At 66.4% G+C, this 21,727-nt stretch carries 18 protein-coding genes, 1 other RNA gene and 3 pseudogenes; 6 read left to right on the forward strand and 16 right to left on the reverse strand.

Annotated elements, in window-relative coordinates; translation table 11 throughout:
• Positions 1-15 precede the first annotated feature (15 nt).
• Positions 16-420: RNase P RNA component class A (rnpB, locus tag ACZ562_RS32150), an RNA gene on the forward strand.
• Between the two features lie 482 nt (positions 421-902).
• Here the strand turns inward: rnpB and ACZ562_RS32155 are convergent.
• The 6 genes and pseudogenes from ACZ562_RS32155 to ACZ562_RS32180 all read right to left on the reverse strand — a co-directional run.
• Positions 903-1,571 (reverse strand): annotated as a pseudogene (locus tag ACZ562_RS32155) (transposase); the annotation flags it as partial.
• Positions 1,572-1,838: 267 nt separating this feature from the next.
• Entirely contained in the window at positions 1,839-3,890 is a 2,052-nt protein-coding gene (locus tag ACZ562_RS32160) for a multicopper oxidase family protein (protein WP_471186367.1), read from the reverse strand.
• Positions 3,891-3,958: 68 nt separating this feature from the next.
• A complete protein-coding gene (locus ACZ562_RS32165) occupies positions 3,959-4,615 on the reverse strand; it encodes an HAD hydrolase-like protein (protein WP_471186370.1) in 657 nt (218 codons plus the stop codon).
• 304 nt (positions 4,616-4,919) lie between these two features.
• Positions 4,920-5,489, reverse strand: coding sequence for an ATP-binding protein (locus tag ACZ562_RS32170; protein ID WP_471186373.1), 570 nt, complete (start codon positions 5,487-5,489; stop codon positions 4,920-4,922).
• Between the two features lie 75 nt (positions 5,490-5,564).
• A pseudogene (locus ACZ562_RS32175) lies at positions 5,565-5,969 on the reverse strand (helix-turn-helix domain-containing protein); the annotation flags it as partial.
• Positions 5,970-6,047: 78 nt separating this feature from the next.
• Entirely contained in the window at positions 6,048-6,662 is a 615-nt protein-coding gene (locus tag ACZ562_RS32180; protein WP_471186376.1) for an RBBP9/YdeN family alpha/beta hydrolase, read from the reverse strand.
• Positions 6,663-7,807: 1,145 nt separating this feature from the next.
• On the opposite strand from ACZ562_RS32180, the gene ACZ562_RS32185 reads away from it, so the two are divergent.
• The 3 genes from ACZ562_RS32185 (at position 7,808) to ACZ562_RS32195 (ending at position 10,676) form a co-directional block, all read left to right on the forward strand.
• A complete protein-coding gene (locus ACZ562_RS32185; protein WP_471186379.1) occupies positions 7,808-8,899 on the forward strand; it encodes a homoserine dehydrogenase in 1,092 nt (363 codons plus the stop codon).
• Complete coding sequence (locus tag ACZ562_RS32190; protein ID WP_471186382.1) at positions 8,892-10,316, forward strand: aldehyde dehydrogenase family protein; 1,425 nt, start codon at positions 8,892-8,894, stop codon at positions 10,314-10,316. Before ACZ562_RS32185 ends, ACZ562_RS32190 begins: the two co-directional genes overlap by 8 nt.
• A 216-nt stretch (positions 10,317-10,532) precedes the next feature.
• Complete coding sequence (locus tag ACZ562_RS32195) at positions 10,533-10,676, forward strand: hypothetical protein (RefSeq protein WP_471186385.1); 144 nt, start codon at positions 10,533-10,535, stop codon at positions 10,674-10,676.
• A gap of 128 nt (positions 10,677-10,804) precedes the next feature.
• On the opposite strand, the gene ACZ562_RS32200 is transcribed toward ACZ562_RS32195, so the two are convergent.
• From ACZ562_RS32200 to ACZ562_RS32245, 10 genes and pseudogenes are all read right to left on the reverse strand, one after another.
• On the reverse strand, positions 10,805-11,263 hold the full coding sequence (locus ACZ562_RS32200) for an Lrp/AsnC family transcriptional regulator (RefSeq protein ID WP_471186388.1): 459 nt from the start codon (positions 11,261-11,263) through the stop codon (positions 10,805-10,807).
• Between the two features lie 354 nt (positions 11,264-11,617).
• Complete coding sequence (locus tag ACZ562_RS32205; RefSeq protein ID WP_471186391.1) at positions 11,618-12,829, reverse strand: pyridoxal phosphate-dependent aminotransferase; 1,212 nt, start codon at positions 12,827-12,829, stop codon at positions 11,618-11,620.
• Between the two features lie 10 nt (positions 12,830-12,839).
• Positions 12,840-13,919, reverse strand: a complete 1,080-nt coding sequence (locus ACZ562_RS32210) for an FAD-dependent oxidoreductase (protein ID WP_471186394.1) — start codon at positions 13,917-13,919, stop codon at positions 12,840-12,842.
• Between the two features lie 1,428 nt (positions 13,920-15,347).
• Positions 15,348-15,578: a hypothetical protein gene (locus ACZ562_RS32215; RefSeq protein ID WP_471186396.1), complete on the reverse strand. Its 231-nt coding sequence runs from the start codon at positions 15,576-15,578 to the stop codon at positions 15,348-15,350.
• Entirely contained in the window at positions 15,575-15,850 is a 276-nt protein-coding gene (locus tag ACZ562_RS32220) for a hypothetical protein (protein WP_471186399.1), read from the reverse strand. Before ACZ562_RS32220 ends, ACZ562_RS32215 begins: the two co-directional genes overlap by 4 nt.
• A gap of 306 nt (positions 15,851-16,156) precedes the next feature.
• Positions 16,157-16,348: a transposase family protein gene (locus ACZ562_RS32225; RefSeq protein WP_471186432.1), complete on the reverse strand. Its 192-nt coding sequence runs from the start codon at positions 16,346-16,348 to the stop codon at positions 16,157-16,159.
• Between the two features lie 371 nt (positions 16,349-16,719).
• Positions 16,720-17,688: a LysR substrate-binding domain-containing protein gene (locus tag ACZ562_RS32230; RefSeq protein ID WP_471186402.1), complete on the reverse strand. Its 969-nt coding sequence runs from the start codon at positions 17,686-17,688 to the stop codon at positions 16,720-16,722.
• Between the two features lie 527 nt (positions 17,689-18,215).
• The gene (locus tag ACZ562_RS32235) at positions 18,216-18,455 is read right to left on the reverse strand and encodes a hypothetical protein (protein WP_471186405.1); all 240 of its coding nucleotides are present in this window, start codon (positions 18,453-18,455) and stop codon (positions 18,216-18,218) included.
• Between the two features lie 135 nt (positions 18,456-18,590).
• Positions 18,591-19,868, reverse strand: a complete 1,278-nt coding sequence (locus ACZ562_RS32240; protein WP_471186408.1) for an RICIN domain-containing protein — start codon at positions 19,866-19,868, stop codon at positions 18,591-18,593.
• A gap of 71 nt (positions 19,869-19,939) precedes the next feature.
• A pseudogene (locus ACZ562_RS32245) lies at positions 19,940-20,077 on the reverse strand (IS5/IS1182 family transposase); the annotation flags it as partial.
• Between the two features lie 397 nt (positions 20,078-20,474).
• Between ACZ562_RS32245 and ACZ562_RS32250 the strand changes: the two are divergent.
• Both ACZ562_RS32250 and ACZ562_RS32255 read left to right on the forward strand, forming a co-directional pair.
• Entirely contained in the window at positions 20,475-20,999 is a 525-nt protein-coding gene (locus ACZ562_RS32250) for an ATP-binding protein (RefSeq protein WP_471186435.1), read from the forward strand.
• A gap of 258 nt (positions 21,000-21,257) precedes the next feature.
• Positions 21,258-21,727: DeoR/GlpR family DNA-binding transcription regulator (locus tag ACZ562_RS32255; RefSeq protein ID WP_471186411.1), on the forward strand; the 470-nt coding region annotated here is incomplete at its 3' end.

Here is a 21,727-nt window from a genome sequence, read left to right on the forward strand (position 1 = left end):
GGTCGACACGGCAGACGAGCCGGGCGGACGGCCGCGTGGAGTCCCCCTAGGGGGCTTCCCGAGGAACGTCCGGGCTCCACAGGGCAGGGTGATGGCTAACGGCCACCCGGGGTGACCCGCGGGAAAGTGCCACAGAAAACAGACCGCCGAGAGCTCCGGCTCTCGGTAAGGGTGAAACGGTGGTGTAAGAGACCACCAGTGCCCAGGGCGACCTGGGCAGCTAGGTAAACCCCACCCGGAGCAAGGTCAAAAGGAGTGCTGTAAAAGGCACTCTGCGCGGACGTTCGAGGGCTGCCCGCCCGAGTCCGCGGGTAGACCGCACGAGGCCGGCGGCAACGCCGGCCCTAGATGGATGGCCGTCGCCCCGGGGTCCGCGAGGACCCGGGGGAACAGAACCCGGCGTACAGCCCGACTCGTCTGCCGCTGTCTGCGGCTTTACCTTGGAAAGGGCCTCTGATCTGCGACGGAGGCCCTTTCGTGTCTTTCGGGAACTTGCCGCGTTAGGCGGCGCAAAGTCCCTCGGAAGTCCCTCAGACAGAGCTGAAAGTCCCTGAAAAGTCCCTGGGGCAGAGGCGCGGGCGACGCCTCTGGGCTGGGCGTTCGCGCAGCCGCCGAGCATGGCGCTGGAGCTGCAGGCATCGGGCGGTTTTGGCCCGGCGGGATTACGCGGCCTTGGAGTGGGCCGTCGTATCGGTCCGCGTGGCACACTCGGCGCGGGCTGCGGTGAGCCGGGGGTGCCTTGCGCGGAGCTCTTCCATCTGCCCGGCCACCGTTTCGATGAACTCGGTCAGCTGGTCCGGATCCATCGGGCGGGTGTACATGTCGGCGGCCAGTCGCCGCCGGCCACGAAGCCCAGACCGGGCGTTTCGTCGTTGACCTGGGACAGGTGGAACGCCATGATGCCGTCCCGCCAGACACTGATCCGGACCGACTTGAGCCAGAGCGAGTTGGGCCGCTTCGATGTGGTCGGAGGCGGTGTTGGAGCCGGCGTTGCCGGGCCGCAGCAGGGCGGCCCCCGACTCTCCGGAACCGGCCTGGCCGTGGTCGACGAACGCGACGAGCGGATGATGGCCGAAGGGTTTCTTCCAGGTCGCGGTGCCGTCCTGCTCGTCGGAGTGCGCAAGACGAGCACGCCGTCGATGTCCACGATCAGCTGCCTGTCGGCGGCCGGACCGTTCGCCCCGGCCAGTTCCCAGGCGTGAACGTACTTCGGCCCGCGCCGACCGGATCGCGGTGAGAGCCTTCGGGCCTGCTGCGGCGAGGGCGTCGATGAGCCGGGAGACCGTGGGGTCGGACGCCACCGGGCCGAACACATGGGACTCGGCCCGCAGCATGGCGACATCGGCGAGGCAGTCCCCGCCCGGAGCCGTCGCGAGCGCGACATCCAGCAGGACCTTGCCCGGGTCGTGCACTGCCCGCGGCTTGCGCCACGGCGCCAGTGCCGCCGATACCGCGGTGTCCAGGCCGGACTTGCGGACCGTCTCGATCAGCAGCACCGACCCGGCCTGGGAGACCGCCCCGCTGCCGCCCTCGACGCGGACACGCGGGTACAACCCGATACGCTTGCTCACCTGGAGAGTGCTTCTTTCCGTGCAGCCAACAGGACCCTAGACAAGTCCCATCGTTGCAGGTCAGGAGAACTCTCCGCTTATTCGATCAAGGCATGGACGAGCCCGCTCATGAAAGCGCGGGGTTAGACCCCAGCCGCAACACCAAGATCGCCGCAGCAGCCCTCGTCCTGCTCCAACTTGAGTACGACCGCAGCATCTGAGCAATCACAGAACGTCGTGATCCGTTACCGGCAAAGACTTAGTGCCGCAGCGGCGCTGTAGCCTGATTTACATCCCCTGCATAGCGCCCATATCGTGACCCATTCCCGGCATGTCGCCCATTTTGTGGTCCATTGACGACGTATCACCCGAACCGGACCCCGCCGGCTTCTTGCCGCTCATCATTGCCATCATCATGTTGTGCACGGTCAGCACCTTGGGTGGCATGAGGACAAGGGGCCGCATCATGCCTTCGTCTTCATGATCGAAAATGTGACAGTGATACATGAATCTGCCGGTCTGGCGTCCGAATCTGCCGCCAATCGTCACAATAGAGTTGGCTGGTACGTTGACGGTGTCCTTCCAACCTGACTCGCCCGGGGCGATCGGGATCGTGCCTTTGATAGCGATCGGGGCCGTGGTCCTCTCGCCCGCCTGGTCGTAGGTGCTGCCGTCGACTGCACGACGCTCGAGGAGTTGGAATGTCATCAGGTGGATGTGCAATGGATGTGGGATCGGCTGCTGGACAGGTGCGACGTTGAAGAACGTCCACTTCTCCCAGCTTTCCGTAGCCGCGAAGAAGGTTGTGGTGTCTTCGAAGTTCCTGCCCACTGTGCGGAACGTTCGCGTCCCACCGGGCAGGGCAAGCTGCACGATCCCTCTGCCGGAGGGGGCGTCCGGACGGGTTTCCTGGAGCTCCATGAGCGTCGGCATGCCGTTGGCGCCGATGGCGAGCATGACGAACCGCTCGACAGCGCTGTCGGGTATATCGGCCGCGGTGAGGTGCCTGAAGTCAGGGGACAACCGCTTGGGCAACCGGTAGTCGGACTTCCTGCTCCGGGCCACGCGGAACTGCATGACCTCCGGGTGCGGCATCGCCGCGGGTGGCACGGGGGTACCGGCGGGGACGCCCGGAACGGTGTTGACGAGCCGAAGCCGCTTGCCCGGGAAATCCGCGAAGTCGATCACGAGGTCGACGCGTTCGCCCGGGCTGATCGGAAGGGTCTCGTCAATGATCGCAGGCTCGTCGAGGAGGCCCGCGTCGGTTCCGATTACGTTCATGACGCCCTTTACGGACTTACCGGTCGTCTCGTCCACCACAGTCAATTCGTAGGACCGCGCATTGGAGGCATTCACCAATCGGAACCGGTAGGCCGTGGCGTCCACATCCAGGTACGGCCACACGACGCCGTTGACCATCGTGTATGGGCCCATGAACTGCACGGCCTCGGGGATCACGCCAGGGACGCTGGGACTCAACTGTACGCGCTTGACGAGCACCTGCCCGTTAAGCCGACCTTCGTCGTCGGTGTCAAAGTTGATGTCAGAGAGCATCAAGGGGATCTCGTAGCGACCACGCGGCAGATCGAGTCGGTCCTCGGCCTGGTCGCGAACGACGTAGCTGCCAGCCAGCCCTGCCTGTACATTCAGCGCCGTGATCGGCATGGCGTGGTCATGATAAAAGCTGTGCGCCGCCGCCATGTCGTTGGCGTACTCGGCCAGCTGCGCATCCCCCGGTGTGACGCCGCCATCCGCCATGCCGTCGGATATGGAGTGCTGGTGACCGCCGTGCACGTGGACGGTGGTCCACGGGGTCAGTGCTGCGACCTCGGGCCGGACCGTCGCCCCCTTCGTTCCGGGTGTGTTGATCAGCTCCAGGTCGGGAATCCCCCCCTCGGCTTCAACCCAGGCTCCCTTGACGGGGTGGGTTCCCGTGAGTTCGTTCTTCCAGGCGACGCGGAACTTCTGGCCGCGGCGAGCCTCGATCGTCGGACCGGGGAAGTACCCCTCATACGTCCACATCCGAGTCTCGGGAAGCATGGAGTGCAGCCGGACCCTCTTCTCGACGAGCCGGACTTCCGTCACTCCGCTCCGGGCTGGCCTCAACGTTGGCGGAATCCGCAACCTGTCCCTGAACGGCTTGAGTTCGGTGACCTCTGGATGCGACGCCCCATCGAGTGCCATCGCCGTACCACCGGTCAACCGTGCCGAAGCGGCAGTCTCCGAGGCATCCGCCTCCGATGCCTTGCCCGCCAGTAGATCGACTCCTCCGTACACCGCCACGCCCGCCGCCGCAGAACCGGCAAGGCCGAGGAAGGTGCGCCTCTTATGTGCTGCCACGTCTTCGCTTTCTCCTTGAATGAGCATCGTCCGGCTTCATGTGAAATTCGGGAGTTACACCGAACCTTTTACACTCCCGTGATCAGCAGGTTTGTGAGTTCCGCCGGCTTAGCAACGGAGGTAAGAGAGCCCGCCGACTCGGCCTCACCGCCGTAGCCCCACAGCACGTGGACGGTCGGGAGCCCCTCAGCGGCGGCACTCGTGACGTCGTGGGCCCGGTCGCCGACCATGAGGGGCCTCGTGACGTCGATGCCGCACCTTCGCATCCTGATCAGGCACTCTCGGATCACGTGCCGCTTGGTGGAGCGGCCTTCCTGGTCCGAGATGCCGCATACGGCCGCAACATGGCTGTCGAGGCCGTAGTGCCGGATGATCCGCTCCGCCTGGTCCTCGACCTTGGAGGTCGCCACGCCCATCGGCACATCCGCGCGGTCGAGTTCGGCAAGCATCTCGGGGATTCCCTCGTACAGGCTGCTATTGAAGGCACCGTGCGCGGCATAGTGCGCTCGGTACGCCTCCAAGGTGCGCCGAGCGGCCGCTTGGTCCAGACCGAGGACATGCAGCAGGGAGTCGCGCATAGGAGGGCCGATGAGGCTGCGCAACCTGGCCTCGTCGGGAACCTCAGCCCCGACCGTGCGCAGTGCCGCAGCGACGCTGTCGGTGATCCCCGGAGCTGAGTCCACCAGGGTGCCGTCCAGGTCGAGCAAGAGGCAGGTAGGCCTCACGTGATCACCTCAGACTTCTGCGGCTGAGCCGCGCGATCCTTCGGGCGGTGGTACAGAGCGGGCGGGCTGAGTGGAAGGAAATTTCAGCAAGGTCCTCACGAAACGCTCAGCACACCGAGCTTGGCCACCGTGTCGGTGAAGTGGTGGGGGGGGGCCACCCTCTGGACGACGGAGTCCTTCACGGTGGATGAGAGTGCCGGATCTAAGGCGTGCCGCAGAGTGCACCACTACCGTGGGTTCGGACGGACGCGGCCGGAGAAGCATCTGTGTCGCGGAGTTGCCGCCGAGCCGCGGTCCGCGGCAACTACACGGAACCGGACGCACCTCTATTGTCAATGTCCTCGCCCCATGACCAGGGATCCGGGTCAAGCTCGGCCCAATGCGTGGCTCCACTCTCGTGAACGACGGCGCCGTGCCTGGCTGCCAGGGCAGAGACGATGCAGAGTCCACGGCCATGTTCATCCTCGCCGGCGGGCTCTGGCAGGACGGTCCGGCAACCGCCGTCCCTCACTTCGATGCGGATGGCGTTCGACGGCGCCGGGAAGCAGACACGCAGGGCGGTGGGGGGCAGTGCGTGGAGGATCGCGTTGGTGACCAGCTCAGATGTGATCATCAGCACGTCATCCTGTAGTTCATGAGGCAGTCCCCATACACCCAGGCAGGCCCGCAGGCGACGCCGAACGTGCCCAACTGACTCGGCGATTGCGGGCAAATGGAGCGCGAATCGCCGGTCGGGCAGCAGCCCAGTGAGCTCCGGGATCACCGCGGAGCGGTGTGGTGTGGGTGCTGCGGCTGCCTGCAGCGGATGAGGGATCATGACGGCCTCGGATTCCGGGGCGGGAGTGGAACCACAGACCACGATCCAGAAAACCATTCCAGAGGTCTAGCAAATGTTTCCGAGCGATGTTCATTAGATAACCTGTCCATTTAAGTCTCGGGCTTCGGTGCAGCGTTTGCCCAGGCGTTCCTGTGACTCCAGCAACTCCGCGTTCTGAGCGATCTTCACAGGCTTGGGGCGGGGCCGGCGTGACTCGGCACGGGGCCTCTGCGGCGTGCGGCCGGTACTGGCCGTTGGTCGGGTGCCGGTTGCTGCGTATCTCCCGGCTGATCGTCGACGGACTGCGCTCCAGGTCCGCAGCGATCCTCCGCACGGGCACCTTTGCCCACACCTGCCGAGACGCGGAAACGAGCGCCCGCACTCTGCGTGCGGGCTGAGCGGGTCTCGTTTTCGTTGGTTGGTGCCGTTGCGCCATCGCTTGCCGGTGCGCCGGTTGATGCCGAAAATCCGGCATGCCTCCCGACTGCTCACACCTTGATCCATGAGCCGGAAGTATTCCTCCCGCTCACCCACCAGCTTCTTGCGTCGCTACGAAAAGCGGCGATTACGGATCCTGAAGGCCATCGCACCCCCGGAGGTCGGGCGTTGCGACGACTACTGGAACTCAAGATGAGCGGGGCCGGGGGCGATTTTCCCGGGGGTCGCGGCTCGGCACCACCTGAGTAGTGACGGCCAGGGGCCGTATCCCGCGTTCAGATCGAGGTGCCCGGCACCGGGAAGGATGTCGATGGGTAGATCGAATCGTTCGGCGTAGGCGGTCGCGGCGCCTTCGGGACAATACGGGTCATTGTCCGAGGCGACGATCCGGGTGTCCGCAGCGGTGGCTGCTAGATGGTCTCCCGTCAGTGTGGATGGCAGAGCGAAGGCGGCCAGGTCCTCGTATCGCGTAAGGACGGCCGGTGATGGGGGGGCGATCATGAGGACCCGGTCGATCGGGACGGCGATAGCACCGCGGGCCGCAGCATGCATCCAGAGCAGACACGCAAGACTGTGGCAGACGACGATGCGCTGCTCGGTGTCGAGCGCGTTGAGTTGGGTGTGAAGTTCCTGGAGCCAGCGGTCGAGTGAAGGGTGATCAGGGTCGGGGAGTTGAGGATACGCAACCAGCTCACCGTCGTGGCTGAGGCGGTCGGCCAGCCAGTGCTGCCAGTGGGCGGCAGGGCGGCGATTCTGCCAGCCATGAAGGAGCAGGAAGCCGCGTTCGGACATCGGGGCGGCCTTATCTGTGTGGAAAAGGGGGACACCAAATGGTCACTGAGCGGATTCATAAGGTCCAGTTAATCTTTTTACACAGAATCGGTCAGCATTCCCAATGAATCCTGGGAACTCCGTTGCTGGGCGCTGTCCGGCTACACCGCCGTTCTGGACCGATTTCCTGTGTCTTAGGCGCAGGGAGGCTATTGGTGAGGCCGTCGGTGCGGTGGATTCTTCAGCGTCGGACGGGGGAGACGGCTGCGGCGGGAGGCAGCCTGCGCCTGTCTCATCCCACGGTGCACAAGAGGGCGGAGTTGCCCGCGGTAAGCCAAGGTCATGGCCGAGCGTTCGCTCGTCCAGGTGATCGGCCCGATGCTCGCTGGGCGTGGGTCGCACCGGTGCTGTCTGCCCGGTAAAGACCTCCACCAGGGTCCGCGCCGGCTTACCGGGCACCGATCGACATGCTCGGGCTGCTGACCGGCGCCGTCACCGCAGCCGGCAGCCTTGCGCAGGTTCGGGTGGGCAGCGGCAACCTGGTCGAGCAGGCGGGCGATGGCCGAGTCCCATTGGTGTGGACGGCGGCTACCGCCAGCGCCTCGTCGGAACACGCCCCGCCGCACTGGGCAGCGGCACGGTGACCCGAGCGGCGCGCGTACCTGGCGGGCGGGGGGTGGGCGCGGCCTTATTCCACCGTGCTTGGAGGAGTTCTGGCCCGTTCTGCCGAGGGCTTCCCGGTCGTGCGGCTTACGCACCAGGGGCGCGCCGTCTTCCGACGGCCCTGGGCTTGGCAGACGAGGCACTCACGGCTCGCTGAGCGGCCGGTGAGGCGATTCGCCGTCATGACAGTGCAGTTCGGCATGCCGCGTGGTCATTGCGGCATGCGGCCGGTGACAGTCCGGTCAGCCAGGCTCTGATCAGCCGCAACGTAGAGGCTGCGGCGGACTGCGAAGGAGCCCGGCAGACGACCTCGCCGACGTTGCCCTACACAGCGATCGAGTCGCATCTCCCAATTGGCGGTCGAGTCGTCGCGGGGCTCCGGGCGGCCAAGCTCCTTCAGCCATCTGACGGCGCACACATGACAGCCATACCCGGAACCCCTGGGTCCACCGATCTTACGAATGACCAGTTCAAACCCACGACCAAGAAAGTAGGGCCATCACATGGGCCGATACGACCTCGCCCTGATCGGATTCGGGGGTGTCAACCGTGCGCTGGCGGAGCTGATATCCGAGCGTGGGGATCGCCTTTCCGAGGAGCTGGGTTTCGCCCTGCGCGTCGTCGCGATCACCGATCTGCGGGCCGGTTCCCTGGTCGACACGAACGGCATCGACCTCGCCCGGCTGCTGGCGGCAGAACCAGGCGAGCTCTCGTTCGCCGGGATAACCGGCGGCAGCGCCGATCCCCGCAACGAGTGGGTAATCCGCGAGGTCCCGGCCGACATCGTCGTGGAGGCGACGTTCACCGACCCTGCCGACGGCGAGCCTGCTCTCTCCCACGTCCGCTGGGCCCTGGAATCCGGCAAACACGTGTGCACGACCAACAAGGGTCCGATCGCCTTCGCTGGCCGGGCACTGAAGAACCTGGCCGCCGAGCGCGGTGTGAGCTTCGAATTCGAAGGGTCGGTGCTCAGCGGCACCCCCGTCCTGCGCACCGCCCAGCACATGTTCGGCGGGCTGGAAATCACCGGCGTCGAGGGCATCATGAACGGCACCTCCAACTACGTCCTCGGCCGCCTCGAAGAGGGCATCGACCTGGTGGCGGCCATCGCGGAAGCGCAGGATCTGGGATACGCCGAGGCCGATCCGACCGCCGACATCGAGGGCTACGACGTCCAGCTAAAGGTCATGATTCTGGCCAACGAGGTCCTCGGCGCCGATCTGCGCCGCGAGGACGTCTTCCGCGAAGGCATCTCCGAGCTCACGCCGCAGGATGTGCAGGACGCCGCGTCGAAGGGGTTGCGCTGGAAGCTGGTCGGCTCGGCCACGCGCCGGGCGGACGGCAGCGTCGACGCCCGAGTGGCCCTCCAGGCATTGCCTGCCCACCACTCGCTAGCCGGAATCTGCGGACCGCTCAACGCGGTCGCCTTCCACACCGACACGCTCGGCACCGTCACGGTGTCCGGACCGGGCGCGGGCCGGATGGAGACCGCCTATGCCCTGCTGTCGGACATCATCGCCACCCACCAGAGCCAGGGCGCGGCCGACGACGCTGCCCCCGCGCACCGCGTTCGTCAGGAGAACCACCGTGGCTGAGACTGCTGTGAACCCCCGTTTCCAGTTGGGCGCCGGCACGGCAGAAGTGGACAACCCCTACACCGGCGAGGTCATCGGCTCGGTCTGCACCGTGGACGCCGGCGCCATCGGCACCGTCCTCCAGCGGGCCCGCTGCGGCCGCCTTATCGCGGCGTCGCTGTCGCGCGCCACCCGAGCTGCCGTCCTGGACCGGGCCGCCCGGCTGGTCGAGCAGCGCGCCAAGTCCTTCACGCGTCTGATCGTCAGCGAGGCCGGCAAGACCATCACCCAGGCCCGCAAAGAGGTCGCTCGGGCGGTCAACACGCTGTCGCTGTCCGCCGCCGAGGCACGGCGCAACGCTGGTGAGATCGTGCCCTTCGACGCCTACGAGGGCTCCGAGAAGCGGCAGGGCTGGTTCACCCGCGAGCCCCTGGGCATCATCGCGGCGATCACGCCGTTCAACGATCCCCTCAATCTTGTCGCTCACAAGCTCGGCCCGGCCATCGCCGGCGGCAACGCGGTGATCCTGAAACCGTCAGCCCTGACCCCGCTGTCGGCGCTGCGCCTGGTCGACGCGCTCATCGAGGCCGGTCTGCCTGAGGAGGTCGTCACGGTCGTCAATGGCGGCGCCGACATCGGTGCCGCGATCGTCACCGCTCCCGACGTGCGGATGGTGTCCTTCACCGGCGGATTCGCCACCGGCGAGGCCATCGCCCGCACCGCCGGGCTGAAGAAATTGGCCATGGATCTCGGCGGCAACGCTCCAGTGATCGTCATGGAAGACGCAGGACTGGATGCCGCCGTGGAGTCGTGCGTCTCCGGCGCCTTCTGGGCCGCCGGCCAGAACTGCATCGGAACGCAGCGCATCCTCGTCGCCCGCGAGGTGTACGAGCCCTTCCGCGACGCCGTCGTCGCCCGTACGAAGATGCTGCGCGTGGGCGACCCGCTGCACGAGCGCACGGACGTCGGCCCCATGATCACCAGGCAGGCCGCGCTGGCCACCCGGATGAAGGTCGACGCCGCGGTTGCCGAGGGAGCGGTGCTGCTGTGCGGCAACGAGCTGAACGGCTCCATGTATACGCCGACGGTCCTGGAGGACGTTCCAACCAGCTGCACGATCTGGCGGGAGGAGGCGTTCGCCCCGGTCGTCGTTCTGCAGCCGTTCGAGTCCTTCGAGGACGCCATCGAGCAGGCCAACGCGATCAACTACAGCCTCCACGCAGCCATCTTCACCTCGCGCCTGGACCGCGCTCTGTCGGCGGCCAGGCTGCTGGAGGCAGGCGGCGTGATGATCAACGACTCGTCCGACTACCGGTTCGACGCGATGCCGTTCGGCGGGTTCAAACACGGCAGCATGGGCCGTGAAGGCGTGCGTTTCGCCTTCGAGGAGATGACTCAGCCGAAGGTGGTCTGCGTCAACTCGGGCCATGCGCAGTGACGGCCTTCCGAACCGGGTCGATTCCCTGGCCGAAATCCCGGTCCCGGTCGACGCCTACCGGGGGGTGCACCCGCTCGGGCGCTGGAGAACTTCCAAGTGAGCTCCCGCTGGCCGCGCGTCCCGTCCTCGAGGAGCCGTCGGCCACCGTCAAGCACGCAGCCGCCCTGGCCAACGGGGAGGATCGGCGCGCTGGAACCGGCCATCGCGCAGGCCATCATGGCGGCCTGCCAGGCCATCGGGGCCGGACACCACCGCGGCGGCGCCGTCACCAGCACGAACATGACCGCCGACGAGGTCATCGCCGACCGCGCCCTTAAACACCTGGGCTTCGAGCGGTCAGTGGGCTCGGTGCGGCTCTGACCGCGCACATCGGCTATGCGGCCGCAGCACAGATCGCCAAGCAGGCCCTGGCGACCGGAGCGGACACACTGTACTCGCGGTCCAGTCCGGGCTGCTGGAGAGAGAACAGGCGGCCGGGGTGCTCACCGCTACGCCGCAAAACTCCTCCCTCCTGACGGGCGGTTGACAACCCGGGACAAGGTCAGCGCCGTAACCGTGTCACGTACGCCGGGCATCTGGGCAATGTCTTCCCAGATGCCTCGTACGCGTTCCAGTGATCTCGCTTCGAGCCGCAACATGATGTCGAAGTCGCCGCTGAGGACCTCGCAGATGACCACCTCCGGGATGCGTTTGAGCCCGGCCAAGACGTCGCCGCCGCGCATGCGGTCTCGTCGGTAGACGAGCACCAGAGCGGAGACGACGTCGTTGTCGGCCTCGTCGGTGGAGCGGACGATGGTGTAGCCGGCGATGTGCCCCTGCCGTTCCAGCCGCTCGATGCGCTGGCGCACCGCGTTGCGTGACAGCAGGACCCGACTGGCCAACACGGCATGTGAGATGCGGGCGTTGTGGGTCAGTTCGGTGATGATCTTCTTGTCGATCGTGTCCACGGCGGACGGTCTCCTTCGCGATGAGGCCCCCCGGCAGCCAGGAGGCTTACCGAGGGGCCGGGGACGACGGACCGCGGCCCATCAGGGACAGGCGCGCGATGTGGGGTCCTCCTCCGGCTCTCTCCATGCCGGCAGCAACGTGGCCTAGGCTTGCGGAAGTCTGCGGTGGCGGCCATCCGCGGGCTGTGGGGCTACGGCACTCCGGCCGAGTCGACGGGAGCACACGGGGTCCACTCGACGTGCTGGAGTACCGGCTGGTCAGCGCGAAGATGCCCACTCCCCTGCGGCCGGTGAAGTACTTGGCCTTCTTGGCAGGGAAGTCGTAGTTCTGGGTCGCCGAGTTCCTGGCGCGGTTTACCTGTTCTTCTCGGTCCGGGTCGCCACGAGTGTCTTGACGACGGGGTCGAGTCGGTCAAAGGCTTCCTGAAGGATGGCGCGAGAGGTGGCGTAGCTCAGGCGTAGGTAGTCGCTGGCGCCGGGGCCGAACCAGCGGGCGGCGCCGGGGACGAGTGCGACGCCCGCGTTGTTGCGCAGGTGGGTACAGAGCCGCTCCACATCCGCATCGAGCGCGCTGACATTGGGAAAGGCGACGTAGGTGCCTTGCGGCGGCCGAGTCGTGACGCCGGGCCAGCAGGCGAGTCTCTCGAGGACATAGTCGCGTTGGGCATGCAGGTGCCGGAGGAATTCTCCCAGCCAGTTGTGAGCGTCTGTCAGGGCGGCTGCCGCGGCGACCTGCGACAGCACGGATACGCCGGTCACAGTGCTACAGGCATCGGACGCGGCGAGGATCTGGTTGCGCCAGCTCGCTTCGGTGGCGATGACGCAACCGACGCGGAGCCCGGCAAGCGCGAAGTTCTTGGAGAAGCCGTACACGGTGACGGAGCTACGGCCGATCTCCGGGTGGAGCGAGGCGAGGCTCGTGTGCTGGTGAGGCGGATAGACGATGTCGGACCACACCTCGTCGCTGAGAATCCGCAGATCATGGCGGACTGCCCACGTGGCGACCCGTTCCAGCCAGTCCCGGGGATAGACCACGCCGTAGGGGTTGTGGGGGTTGCACAGCCACAGCATTCTCGTGCGCGGGCTCATGTGCGTCTGCAGTTGATCGATGAACTCGTCGGCAGAGGTGGTCGGCCTAATGGCGATCCGGACCGGGACACCTCCGGCGAGCCCGATGGTGTGGGCGAACAGGAAGTCAACCGGGTCGGGGATGAGGACCTCGTCGCCAGGGGCGAGGCTGGCGCGGGCGACCGCTGCGAGGCCGGCAGCAGCACCGTCGGTGGCAAACACTGCGTCAGGGCCGCATGGAAGGCGCCGAGTACTGCAGAAATATTCCGCGACACTCTCTCGGAATCGCGGTAGCCCTTCGGGGGGTGCATAGCTGAAGGTGCCCTCCCGGACGTAGCGAGCCATTTGCTCCTGGATGGCGGGGCTGACGGGGAAATCGGGGTCGGCTGCGGTCAGCGGAATGATCTGGCCAGGTTGCTGTGCCCACCGCTGGTTGAAGGCCCGTTCGCGGAGCAGATCCAGCCGTATCGCGTGGTCTGCGAACCAGTTATGTGACATGTGCCTGTCTCTATCCGGCCAGGGGCAGCAACGGTGCGGTGGCGTCCAACGGTTCCAGGAACCGCCGGGTGAGCTCACGCCCCTGAATGGTGAAGGAGCAACGCGGCCCGCGGCGTTCCTCTGTATAGGCGGCCAAGGCGGCAGCGGGCGTGTCTGCCGTCTCCAGAAGTGAGGCAAGGGCGGTGGAGTCTGCGATCGCCGTGTTGACGCCCTGGCTCGTGAAGGGTGACAGGGGGTGCGCGGCGTCACCGAGCAGGACGAGGTTGTTGCCGTGGAACCGGGGAACGACGTCGGTGTCGACCGGGCTCCACAGGTGCACACGCGAGAAGTCTGTGGATGACAGTAGATGCGGGATCGGCTCTGCCCAGGAACCGGCTATGGCGTTGGCGAACCGCCGGAGCGAGCCTGGGTCGTTTGAGGGTGGTTCGAACTGCTGGGTGTCGAATTGCAGGTACCACACTATGTTTTGGCGGTCTACGGGTACCATCCCGAACGCTTGGCCTCCCCCGAGGTCGCTGAACTTGTTGAAGTCGCCGGCTGCCCATTCGACAGTCTCGGGACTATGCACCACACCAACGACCTCCATAACCTGAGCCAGCGGCATCGGCCATCCGGGGAACAGTGATGAGCGGGCATGCGAACGCGCCCCGTCAGCGGCGACGTACAGGTCCGCCGTGACCGTTTCTCCTGTGATCAGGCGGGCGTTGGTCACCGCTCCAGCCGCATCTAGGGTCAGTCCTACCAGCCCGGTTTCGAATACCACCGGTGAGCTCAGAGCGTTCCGCAGCGTACTGACCAGATCGGCACGGCGCATACCCAGGGCACCGGACGGCATGTCCTCGACCCGAAGTACCGTGCCGGCGGCATCGTGCTGGTGGAAACGCTCAAGGCTGGCTCCTGACGACCCGACACCCACCTCGACCCCGTAGGCGGCCAACTGCTGGACGCTTTGCCCGGCGAGGATGAAACCCATTCCTGCGTCGATGACTGAGTTTTGGCGTTCATACACCCGGCACCGATGCCCTTGGTTTTCCAGCGCGACCGCCGCAGTCAAGCCCGCGATCCCTGCGCCGAAGATCGCTATATCCATGACCGCACCTCCGTGGCCGTAGCCTGTTGGGGATTCTCGTGAAGAAGGATCATTTGCGAAACCGGATTTTCGTGGTGCGGCCTCGGTATCGAGGACGGATGAGGCGAAGGCACGTATCGCTTAGGCGAACCTCGACGACCCCCAGCACTGCCAACTACTCGTGGCATCCAGGCGAAACCCTGCAAGTCAGGGGGAATCGGCAGAGTCCGGCCAGCGACGAAGAGCGAAGCACGGGATTCGCCGCCGACCTGAGGGGTTACAGGAGACTCATGCCTGGAGCCGCTGTGCTCCAGGTCCGGTAGGTCACCCGTCCCCACTGTCCATCCACTACAAGTGCCAGTCCGTGGTCAGCGAAGTCGGGCAGCAGCCGTTGGATTCGGGCCCTGAGTGCCCGCAGTTGCATGGGAAGGCCGGGAATTCCCAAGGGCAGTCTCAGATGATGACAGCAGACAGGCTTTCGGGCTTTGGCAATGCGGGAAAAGAGGAGGCGTTGGCTTGCGGTGCGCTGGGATAGGCAGGGGGCGGAGGCACTGGCGGGCGGCGTCTGAGGTCAGCACGGATACGCCAGGCCAGTTCGGCAGCCGGTGCCTGCCGGTCAAGAACATCTACCGCCCCCGCAGCGAATGCGGCGACCGCATCCCGCCTTCGGCTCGCAGGACGGCAACGGGGGCGATCACGGACGCTGCACGGATGAGTTCGGCCAGCCCGTCAGCCTTCCTCGTCGGCGCGTCGAGCAGGCTTATCGCCGGTCGTTCCAGCATGGAGGCACAGGCTGATTCGCTCCCCCATCGCGCAGCGGCGCCGAGACTGAGACCGGCAATTTCCAGCCTCATGGCCAGGACCGAACTCGGGGTCTCGTCCACCGATACCAGGGCCGTAGGGTGGCGGCGTGCCGACGGGGCCGGACAAAAGCGCCGCGTGCTTTGTGTGTGCAATTGCTTGTTCCTTTGTCCTGTCCGCTCTCGGCGCTCGTCACCACCGCGGGGAGCGACATGGTGGGGTGCGGTGGCGGGACCACCGAAACCAAGGCAAATAGGGAGCTGCTCATCGACGGCGCGGTCCGACACCGGCTGGGCAGGGGCCCGGAGTTGCGTCTTCTCAGGGGCCCGAACCACTGCGGCGAGTACCGAGCCGCCGAAGAGATCGGCACCCCGTCTTCGAAGCACGCGCTCACTTTGCCGAACGTCGTGGCATTGTTCCAGCGAGCGTTTCCGACCGGCGATGCTTAGGAAACCCGATGATTCAGCCCCTCGAGGTCTCGTGCGTCCGGAGCCCGTAACCAGGCCGCTTCTCGCGCCCGGAGCGGTATTAGGCCACGCGGCATGGCTTCGGCGTAGTCGCGTGACGCCCGGCTTTTGATCGCCCGAGAAGGGGTGAGGGTACGGCGGGGGTCGCGGGCATTGCGGCGGAGGCCGGCCGCGCTGTTCTTCACTTCGGCGGTCCGGAAGCTCCGGTGGTGAGGTTGCGCCAGGTGGCCATCACGCGGGGCGCGTTGCCGGTCCGTACCTGTGACGCGTCCTCGGCGAAGGTGGTGTCGCGGTGGTACAGGGCTTCGCTCTTCCAGTGTTCGCTGACGAGTCGGGCGAGCTGGACCGGAGTGGCGTGCGCGGCGCTCAGGCTGGTGGCGTAGACGGTCTTGATGGTGGTCTTGCCGGTCATGCGGTCGGTACGCGGCGCCTGATCTGGATGACCTGGCGAGCTCCGGGGAAGAGGTTGTTCACCGTGGCGACCTTGATCCGGCGGATCTCCAAGTGGCCGTGGGCCGCTGCCCCCGGTACGACCCGTAATGGCATGTCCTTCCAGGGAAGGGATTGAGTTGAGTGCGCAAACAGCTTCAGGTCACCCTTGGCGATCACGATGTAGTGGGCGCTTCGGTCGAGGAGGTGGTCGGTGTACTCGCGCTGGGTGCGCATCGCGTCGCTGGTGACCACTCCTCCCGGCGGGGTCTGCGATGGTGTCCAGGAGCGGCTGGAAGCAGGTGATCTCGCTGGTGTTCTCGCCGACGTACAGCTTGGCCAAGACCAGGCCGATGGTGTGATCCAGCGCGGCGAACAGATGGACCTTCCGCCCCTTCGCCTTGGCGCCACCGCGCAGGCTCTTGCTTCCATGGCCAGGCCGCGCAGCCTGGGCGGTCCTGGTCGGCTTGGGCCAGCGATCCGCGAGCCAGCGTCCGACCGCTCGGTCCAGTGCGTCGCTGTCGATGCGGCCAGCAGCCGACGGACCGTTGTCTCGGCAGGTCAGGACCCGCCTGGGTAGGAGTGGATCGGGGACAGGAACCGATTTGTTCCAGCATATGCGCCGGGGGCATCGGCAACCCATCCGCTGACCGCCAGCAGTGAGTTCGCCCCGGCCAGCACGGCGCACGCGGTGAGTGCGGCGACGACGGTCAAGCGGTGGCGGACCCCGCGCCGATTCCGTGGGTCCGGCACCTCGGCCAGCCGCTCCAGCAGGGCCGGGACCTCCCCGGTGTCCGCTGAGCTGGTCAAGGGCAGGCGGGATCAACGATGATGCGTCGGCAAGCATGGTCTTCCACTCGGATCCCGCAGGGGCCCCAGAGCACTCCATGATCTTGGAAGCCGTGCCTGTCACGTTCCAGGGCACGACAAAGCTGACAGATCATGACGAACCGGGCGCCACGCGACTATGCCGAAGCGTTGGGCCGCGGCTGGTGCATGCCCGCCCGGTGGCACCGCCATGATCGAGGGCCTTCGGACGCACTCACGAACGATCAGTGACCGCGGGCCGAGTGTCTGCCCGGTCGCCTACCGTCGGACTCACGCCTCAGCGTCGCTCGTCGAAATCAGTCATCAACAGCGTCAGGACTTTCAGGCCAGGGGAAGGACGGTGCGGTGCCGTCTGTCTGACGGCCGAAGTGGATGTCAGAAGCTTTGTCGAGCGCTTGCCGGCCGGCATGGATGGCGGGGTGTTGGCCGCTACCGCGGCGTACGACGGTGACCAGTGTGCGCTCCTGGTGCGCGAAGGCAACCGGCTGGAGGGCGATAGTCGGGCGACGGCCCAGCCATACGAGGTCCGGGAGCAGTGCGGCAGCATGCCCCTCTTCCACCAGCCGGAGGTGGAGAAGAAGGTCGGCGGACTCATAGCGCACGTCGGGTTCGAATCCGGCCTCACGACACACGGTCATCGCCCAGGTGCGGGCGGCCGTTCCCTCAGGCTCCATGACCCATGGGTGATCGGCCAGCATGCACAGGACCTCCTGTGGCTCAGCCCCATCCGTGATCCCTGGGTGGACCAGGTGCAGGGTGTCTCGGCCGAGGACCTCCTGCTCGAGTTCGGCGTGGCGAGGGCTGGGGTCACCCGGGTATTCCACATCGATGACCAGGTCGACATCGTGAGCCATCAGCGCCGAACGTGCGCTCTCGCGCTCCAGCTGGGTGACCTGGACGCGCAGGCGAGGGTGGGCATCACGCAGAAGTGTCAGTGCCGTTGGGACGAGAGCCAGCGCCGCAGTTTGAAAAGACGCGATGCGCAGGGTGCCGGAGAGTTCGCTCAGGGAACTGATGATGTCGGCTTCGGCTTGTTCCAGCCTCTCCAGTACGGCTTCGGTATGAGCAACCAGGATCTCAGCCTGAGCGGTCAGGCGCACGCGTCTGCCCACGGGCTCAAGGAGCGGGACACCAACCTCCGACTCCAGCAGCGAAAGCTGCTGGGAGATCGAGGAAGGGCTGTATGACAACGCGGAGGCGACCGCGGCGAGTGTGCCCCGGTGCTTGAGCTCCCGCAGAAGGCGGAGCCGGTGGAGATCGAACATGGAGCCGGCCAAGGAATCGTCGCTTTCTCTAACGAGTGTCACTCGGAAATGTCCACTGGAGCAATGGCAGGAGAGTCGGCACAGTGTCGGGGACCTGTCTGGCGGTCAGACAGGTTGCCATGCTCGCGCCTTCTGGACCACCGCGCCTGCCCGTGCGGTTCGGAAGGCGCGGGACCTTCAACAGATTGCGGAGGAGCCCCGTGAGTGAGCATCCAGCGGACCGCGTGGTCCGTTTCAGGGGGCCCGCGAACGAGGCTGCGGCGGTGAGAGCGAGGCCTGGCGACTTCAGCCCGTGAGAAGACCGGCCCGACGGAGCGGCGGAAGGCAGCTGCACTCCCTGAGCCCGGACCAGACTGCCGCATCCGCCGGTCATCACGGATCGAGACAGTGCTGTGACGATCTGTCGAAGCCGACGGGACCGACAGCGGGATCGAGAGGAGCCGGCTGTGCGCACGATCCCCCCGCGCCAGCGGGGACGGCGATGTTGACCACGACTACTGCGAGTTGAGCAATGATGTCTCCACGCTTCAGACAAACCAAGCTCGTCTCAGGCTCAGCGTTGTGTGGCGTTTTCGACGCTGCCGGGGATCGAACGTGTGACGCGGCTGCTCTGCGACGGTGTCGAAGAGGTCAGCGATGACCTCCGTTCCGGGGCCGGCGGGCGCCATTACCAACAAGAGATGACCGCTGATCCGAAGCGCATCGGCCATGCTCGGCGTACAGCCCGACTCGTCTGCCGCCTTGTATTTCCGCAGTTCAGAGGCCATGTTTGTGCGGAACAGCACCTTGCCCGCCCACCCGCTCGACCATGCGCTGGAAGACCGCGCTGAATCGGCCGGCCCGTGGGGGCCGGCCGTCGTGCTGAGGTTTCGCTCGTTCGCGTTGCTGCGGGTACGCGGTGTTCAGCCCCGGTCGATTTCGGGGTGGAGGTAGAAGGTCTCGTTGGGCACGGGGACGGGGCCGAACCAGTCGGGGAGTTGGACGACCGGCGCGGATTGGCCGGACTGCAAGACGTTGGCGTACATGCCGGTGCTGTTGTCGCGCAGCATCGTCAGGTTGGGCCGGGAGCGTATGGGGTGTTCCAGCGTGAAGTTCTGGCTGTCACGCTGCGGCCCGCCGGGCTTGGGGGAGCCGTCCAGTCCGTGGCACGTCCAGATGTGCATGATGGAGCCGACGCCGGAGTTCTGTCCGTCCTTGACGTCCAGGCACTTCTTGGAGTCCTGGCTGACGATGCGGTAGAGGGTGTCGCCGTCGGGGGCGGTCTCGATGAGCGGCTCAAGCTTCCACTTCTGGTTGCTGCCGTTGTTGGCACTGTAGGCGATGACCGGGGTGCCGTCCGCGTCGAGGGCTCGCCGGACGTCGAGGTTGCGGCCGTTGCCGTCGTTGTGGACGGTGATGGTCGCGGGACCGGCGGAGCCGAGCAGGGAGCCGAAGACCACTGGCCAGTGGTCGCTGCCACGGTTGGTGTCGACGGTGGCCTGCCACCGGTTGGTCTCCACGTTGGAGACGCCGTAGTCCAGCTCGCGGCCTGAAATGTGGGTGGCCTGGCCGCTGTTGTAGAGGAAGGTGCCGGCGGGAAGGCTGAGTTGATGGGGTTCGCGGTTGAAGTCACCCAGGGCGATCCAGTCCCAGCTCCAGGCCCGGGCGCGGGCCTGAACGCGGTCGATCAGGGTGCGGGCGTCCCCGCCGCCCCGGGCCGAGGCGTGCACGGAGGCGATCAGAGTGCCGGTCACGTTGTTCACCACGCCCAGCGCATCCCGGTAGACGCTGTCGATCGGGAAGACGTCGTCGGCCCGCCAAGAGGTGACCATGCCCAGGTTCCGGGACGGCTCCGGCATGATGTACAGGTAGCGCAGCGGGCCACCGCTGTTGTGCCACTCGTACTCCTGGACGCCGTTGACCGTGCGCAGCAGCCTGGTTCCGGCCGGCGGCCGGTCCGAGACCTCCTGGAGCGCGACGACGTCATGGGTACTGGCCAAGGTGTAGGCGCCGGCCCAACGGTCGCTGCCGTCCTGCAGGTTCCAGGTCGCCGGAGTGTGCGAGTCGGGGGGATCCACCGCATGCGCGCTGCGGACCGGCCACACGATCATCGCGCACATCAGGGCGACTGTCGCGGCCAGCAGCGTCGCCATGCGCCGCCGGCCGCTGCTCATGGGTCCGGGGTCTAAGAGAGAGATCATGAAGCGAGAACATAGTGGGGCCCCCTAAACGTCTGATGAACGTGGTTCGACCCACTGAGCCCCATTTTTCCTCAGCCTGAGCTGGCTAGATGGAGGGTGAGGACGGCTTGGACGAGGCTGGTGATCCGGGTCGTCGAGCAGCGGATCTAGCGGAGGAGCCGCCCGGACTCGAGGGTGGTGACGGCCTGTTCGACGAGTGCCCGGATCTTTCGCTGCCATCAGCTGCGCGAGCTCGGCGCCACTGACGCCGCCCACCTGAAGCGCCTGCGCCCCGGTCAGCAGCTCTTCGTCGCCGGCAGCTGTCTGCCCTATGCAGCGAATGGGCACACACAAGTGATGCGCGCCTGCAGTCGCGGTTACTGCCATTTGTCAACACGCTATTCAGCGAAAGCAGAGTGAGCGCAGATGGCGGCCTTTCGCCCCGCTGGCCGGGTGGGTTTGTACATACGGGCGCCCTTGTGCGGAGACCGCGGTGCAAGAAATTCGGTGCTCCGTCTGAGGATCGCCTCGCTCATTATGGAAGAATCCCGGCAGGCCACGGGATGGGGCGCGGTGCTGACGCCGACGGGCCGGCCGGTTGTACTCACATGAGCTGCCGGCGACTTCCTGCGCTCCTGGAGTGAGGACGAGGACCGCATCGAGGCGGCGGTGATGATCGTCTGCGAGCTGGTCACGAACTCCATCCGCCATGGCGGGCGTGGTCTGCCAGGTGAACGCAGGCGCAGGCGATGGCCGGGCGCGATGATCGTCCTGGTGATGCCGCTGCAACCCGATGCCCTGTTCATCGAGGTGCGTGACGGTTCACGGCTCCTGTCCGTTGCGCGCGAACCCGCGGACGGCGACGAAAGCGGGCGCGGGCTGATGATCGTCGACGCCTTCGCCGACTCCATCGTCCACTGCCTGAGCCTCAAACGGCGGCGAGACGGTCACCGCCATGCTGCGGCGGACGTCCGGCGTGCCTGCGGGGTGGCGGGTACCGCGCCGCGGGTTCCTGCCGCGTCGGCGGCAACTGCGCGTTCGCTAGGGCGATGTCCTCGGGCAGAGCGGGCCGCCACCTCGGCGGCCCTGAAGACCGGCCTCTTCAACGGCATCGTCACCGGCGCCGCGGTCGCCGACCACCTGCTCGCATGACCCGGGCAACCGCCGGTCCGCGAGGGCCGTGTTGTGGATTCGTGCACCGCAGGCCCCCGATTCGGTTAACAGCGGATGTCGGACATGTTGCCAATGCCGCGATGACCTGCGGGAATTCCGTCCGCCCGGCACAGGCAAGCGGGCAAGTTTCCCCCACAAACGGGCGCCTCATCTGGAGAAAGCCGGCTGTATAAATCCAGGGCGGGCACATACGGGCAGTGTTCGCCCGAACGGAAATCTCAGAAGGGTGCCGTGTGCGTGAAAGCTGAGGAGCGGCAGCATCGGATCCTGGCTCTCTCACGCCAGAAGGGAAGCGTGGAGGTCTCCGCCCTGGCGATTGACTTCCGGGTGGCACCGGAGACAATCCGCAGGGATCTCAGCGCACTCGAGCGGAGTGGTCTGGTCCGCAGGAACCACGGCGGCGCCTACCCGGTGGAAAGCGCCGGGTTCGAAACCTCTCTGACCCAGCGCCAGACCCAACACGTGGAGGCCAAACGCCGCATCGCCGCCGCCGCCACGCGCCTGATAGGTGAGGCGGAGACAGTATTCATCGACGAGGGCTACACCCACCGGCTCATCGCCGACATGCTGCCCACCGACCGGAACCTGACCGTGATAACCGCCTCGCTGCCCACCGCCGCAGCGGTGGCGGAAACCTCCCAGGCCACTGTGCTGCTGCTCGGTGGCAAGGTACGCGGCCGCACCCAGGCCACCGTCGGATCCTGGGC

It is taken from the genome of Streptomyces sp. NPDC040410, from assembly GCF_055595715.1.

Excerpts from the sequence above, each read along its gene's own strand:
- ACZ562_RS32170 (WP_471186373.1), bottom strand. The coding sequence starts at position 5,489 with ATGGTTTTCTGGATCGTGGTCTGTGGTTCCACTCCCGCCCCGGAATCC.
- ACZ562_RS32180 (WP_471186376.1), bottom strand. The coding sequence starts at position 6,662 with ATGTCCGAACGCGGCTTCCTGCTCCTTCATGGCTGGCAGAATCGCCGC.
- ACZ562_RS32185 (WP_471186379.1), top strand. The coding sequence starts at position 7,808 with ATGGGCCGATACGACCTCGCCCTGATCGGATTCGGGGGTGTCAACCGT.
- ACZ562_RS32195 (WP_471186385.1), top strand. The coding sequence starts at position 10,533 with ATGGCGGCCTGCCAGGCCATCGGGGCCGGACACCACCGCGGCGGCGCC.
- ACZ562_RS32205 (WP_471186391.1), bottom strand. The coding sequence starts at position 12,829 with ATGTCACATAACTGGTTCGCAGACCACGCGATACGGCTGGATCTGCTC.
- ACZ562_RS32210 (WP_471186394.1), bottom strand. The coding sequence starts at position 13,919 with ATGGATATAGCGATCTTCGGCGCAGGGATCGCGGGCTTGACTGCGGCG.
- ACZ562_RS32215 (WP_471186396.1), bottom strand. The coding sequence starts at position 15,578 with ATGACCGGCAAGACCACCATCAAGACCGTCTACGCCACCAGCCTGAGC.
- ACZ562_RS32230 (WP_471186402.1), bottom strand. The coding sequence starts at position 17,688 with ATGTTCGATCTCCACCGGCTCCGCCTTCTGCGGGAGCTCAAGCACCGG.
- ACZ562_RS32235 (WP_471186405.1), bottom strand. The coding sequence starts at position 18,455 with ATGGCCTCTGAACTGCGGAAATACAAGGCGGCAGACGAGTCGGGCTGT.
- ACZ562_RS32240 (WP_471186408.1), bottom strand. The coding sequence starts at position 19,868 with ATGATCTCTCTCTTAGACCCCGGACCCATGAGCAGCGGCCGGCGGCGC.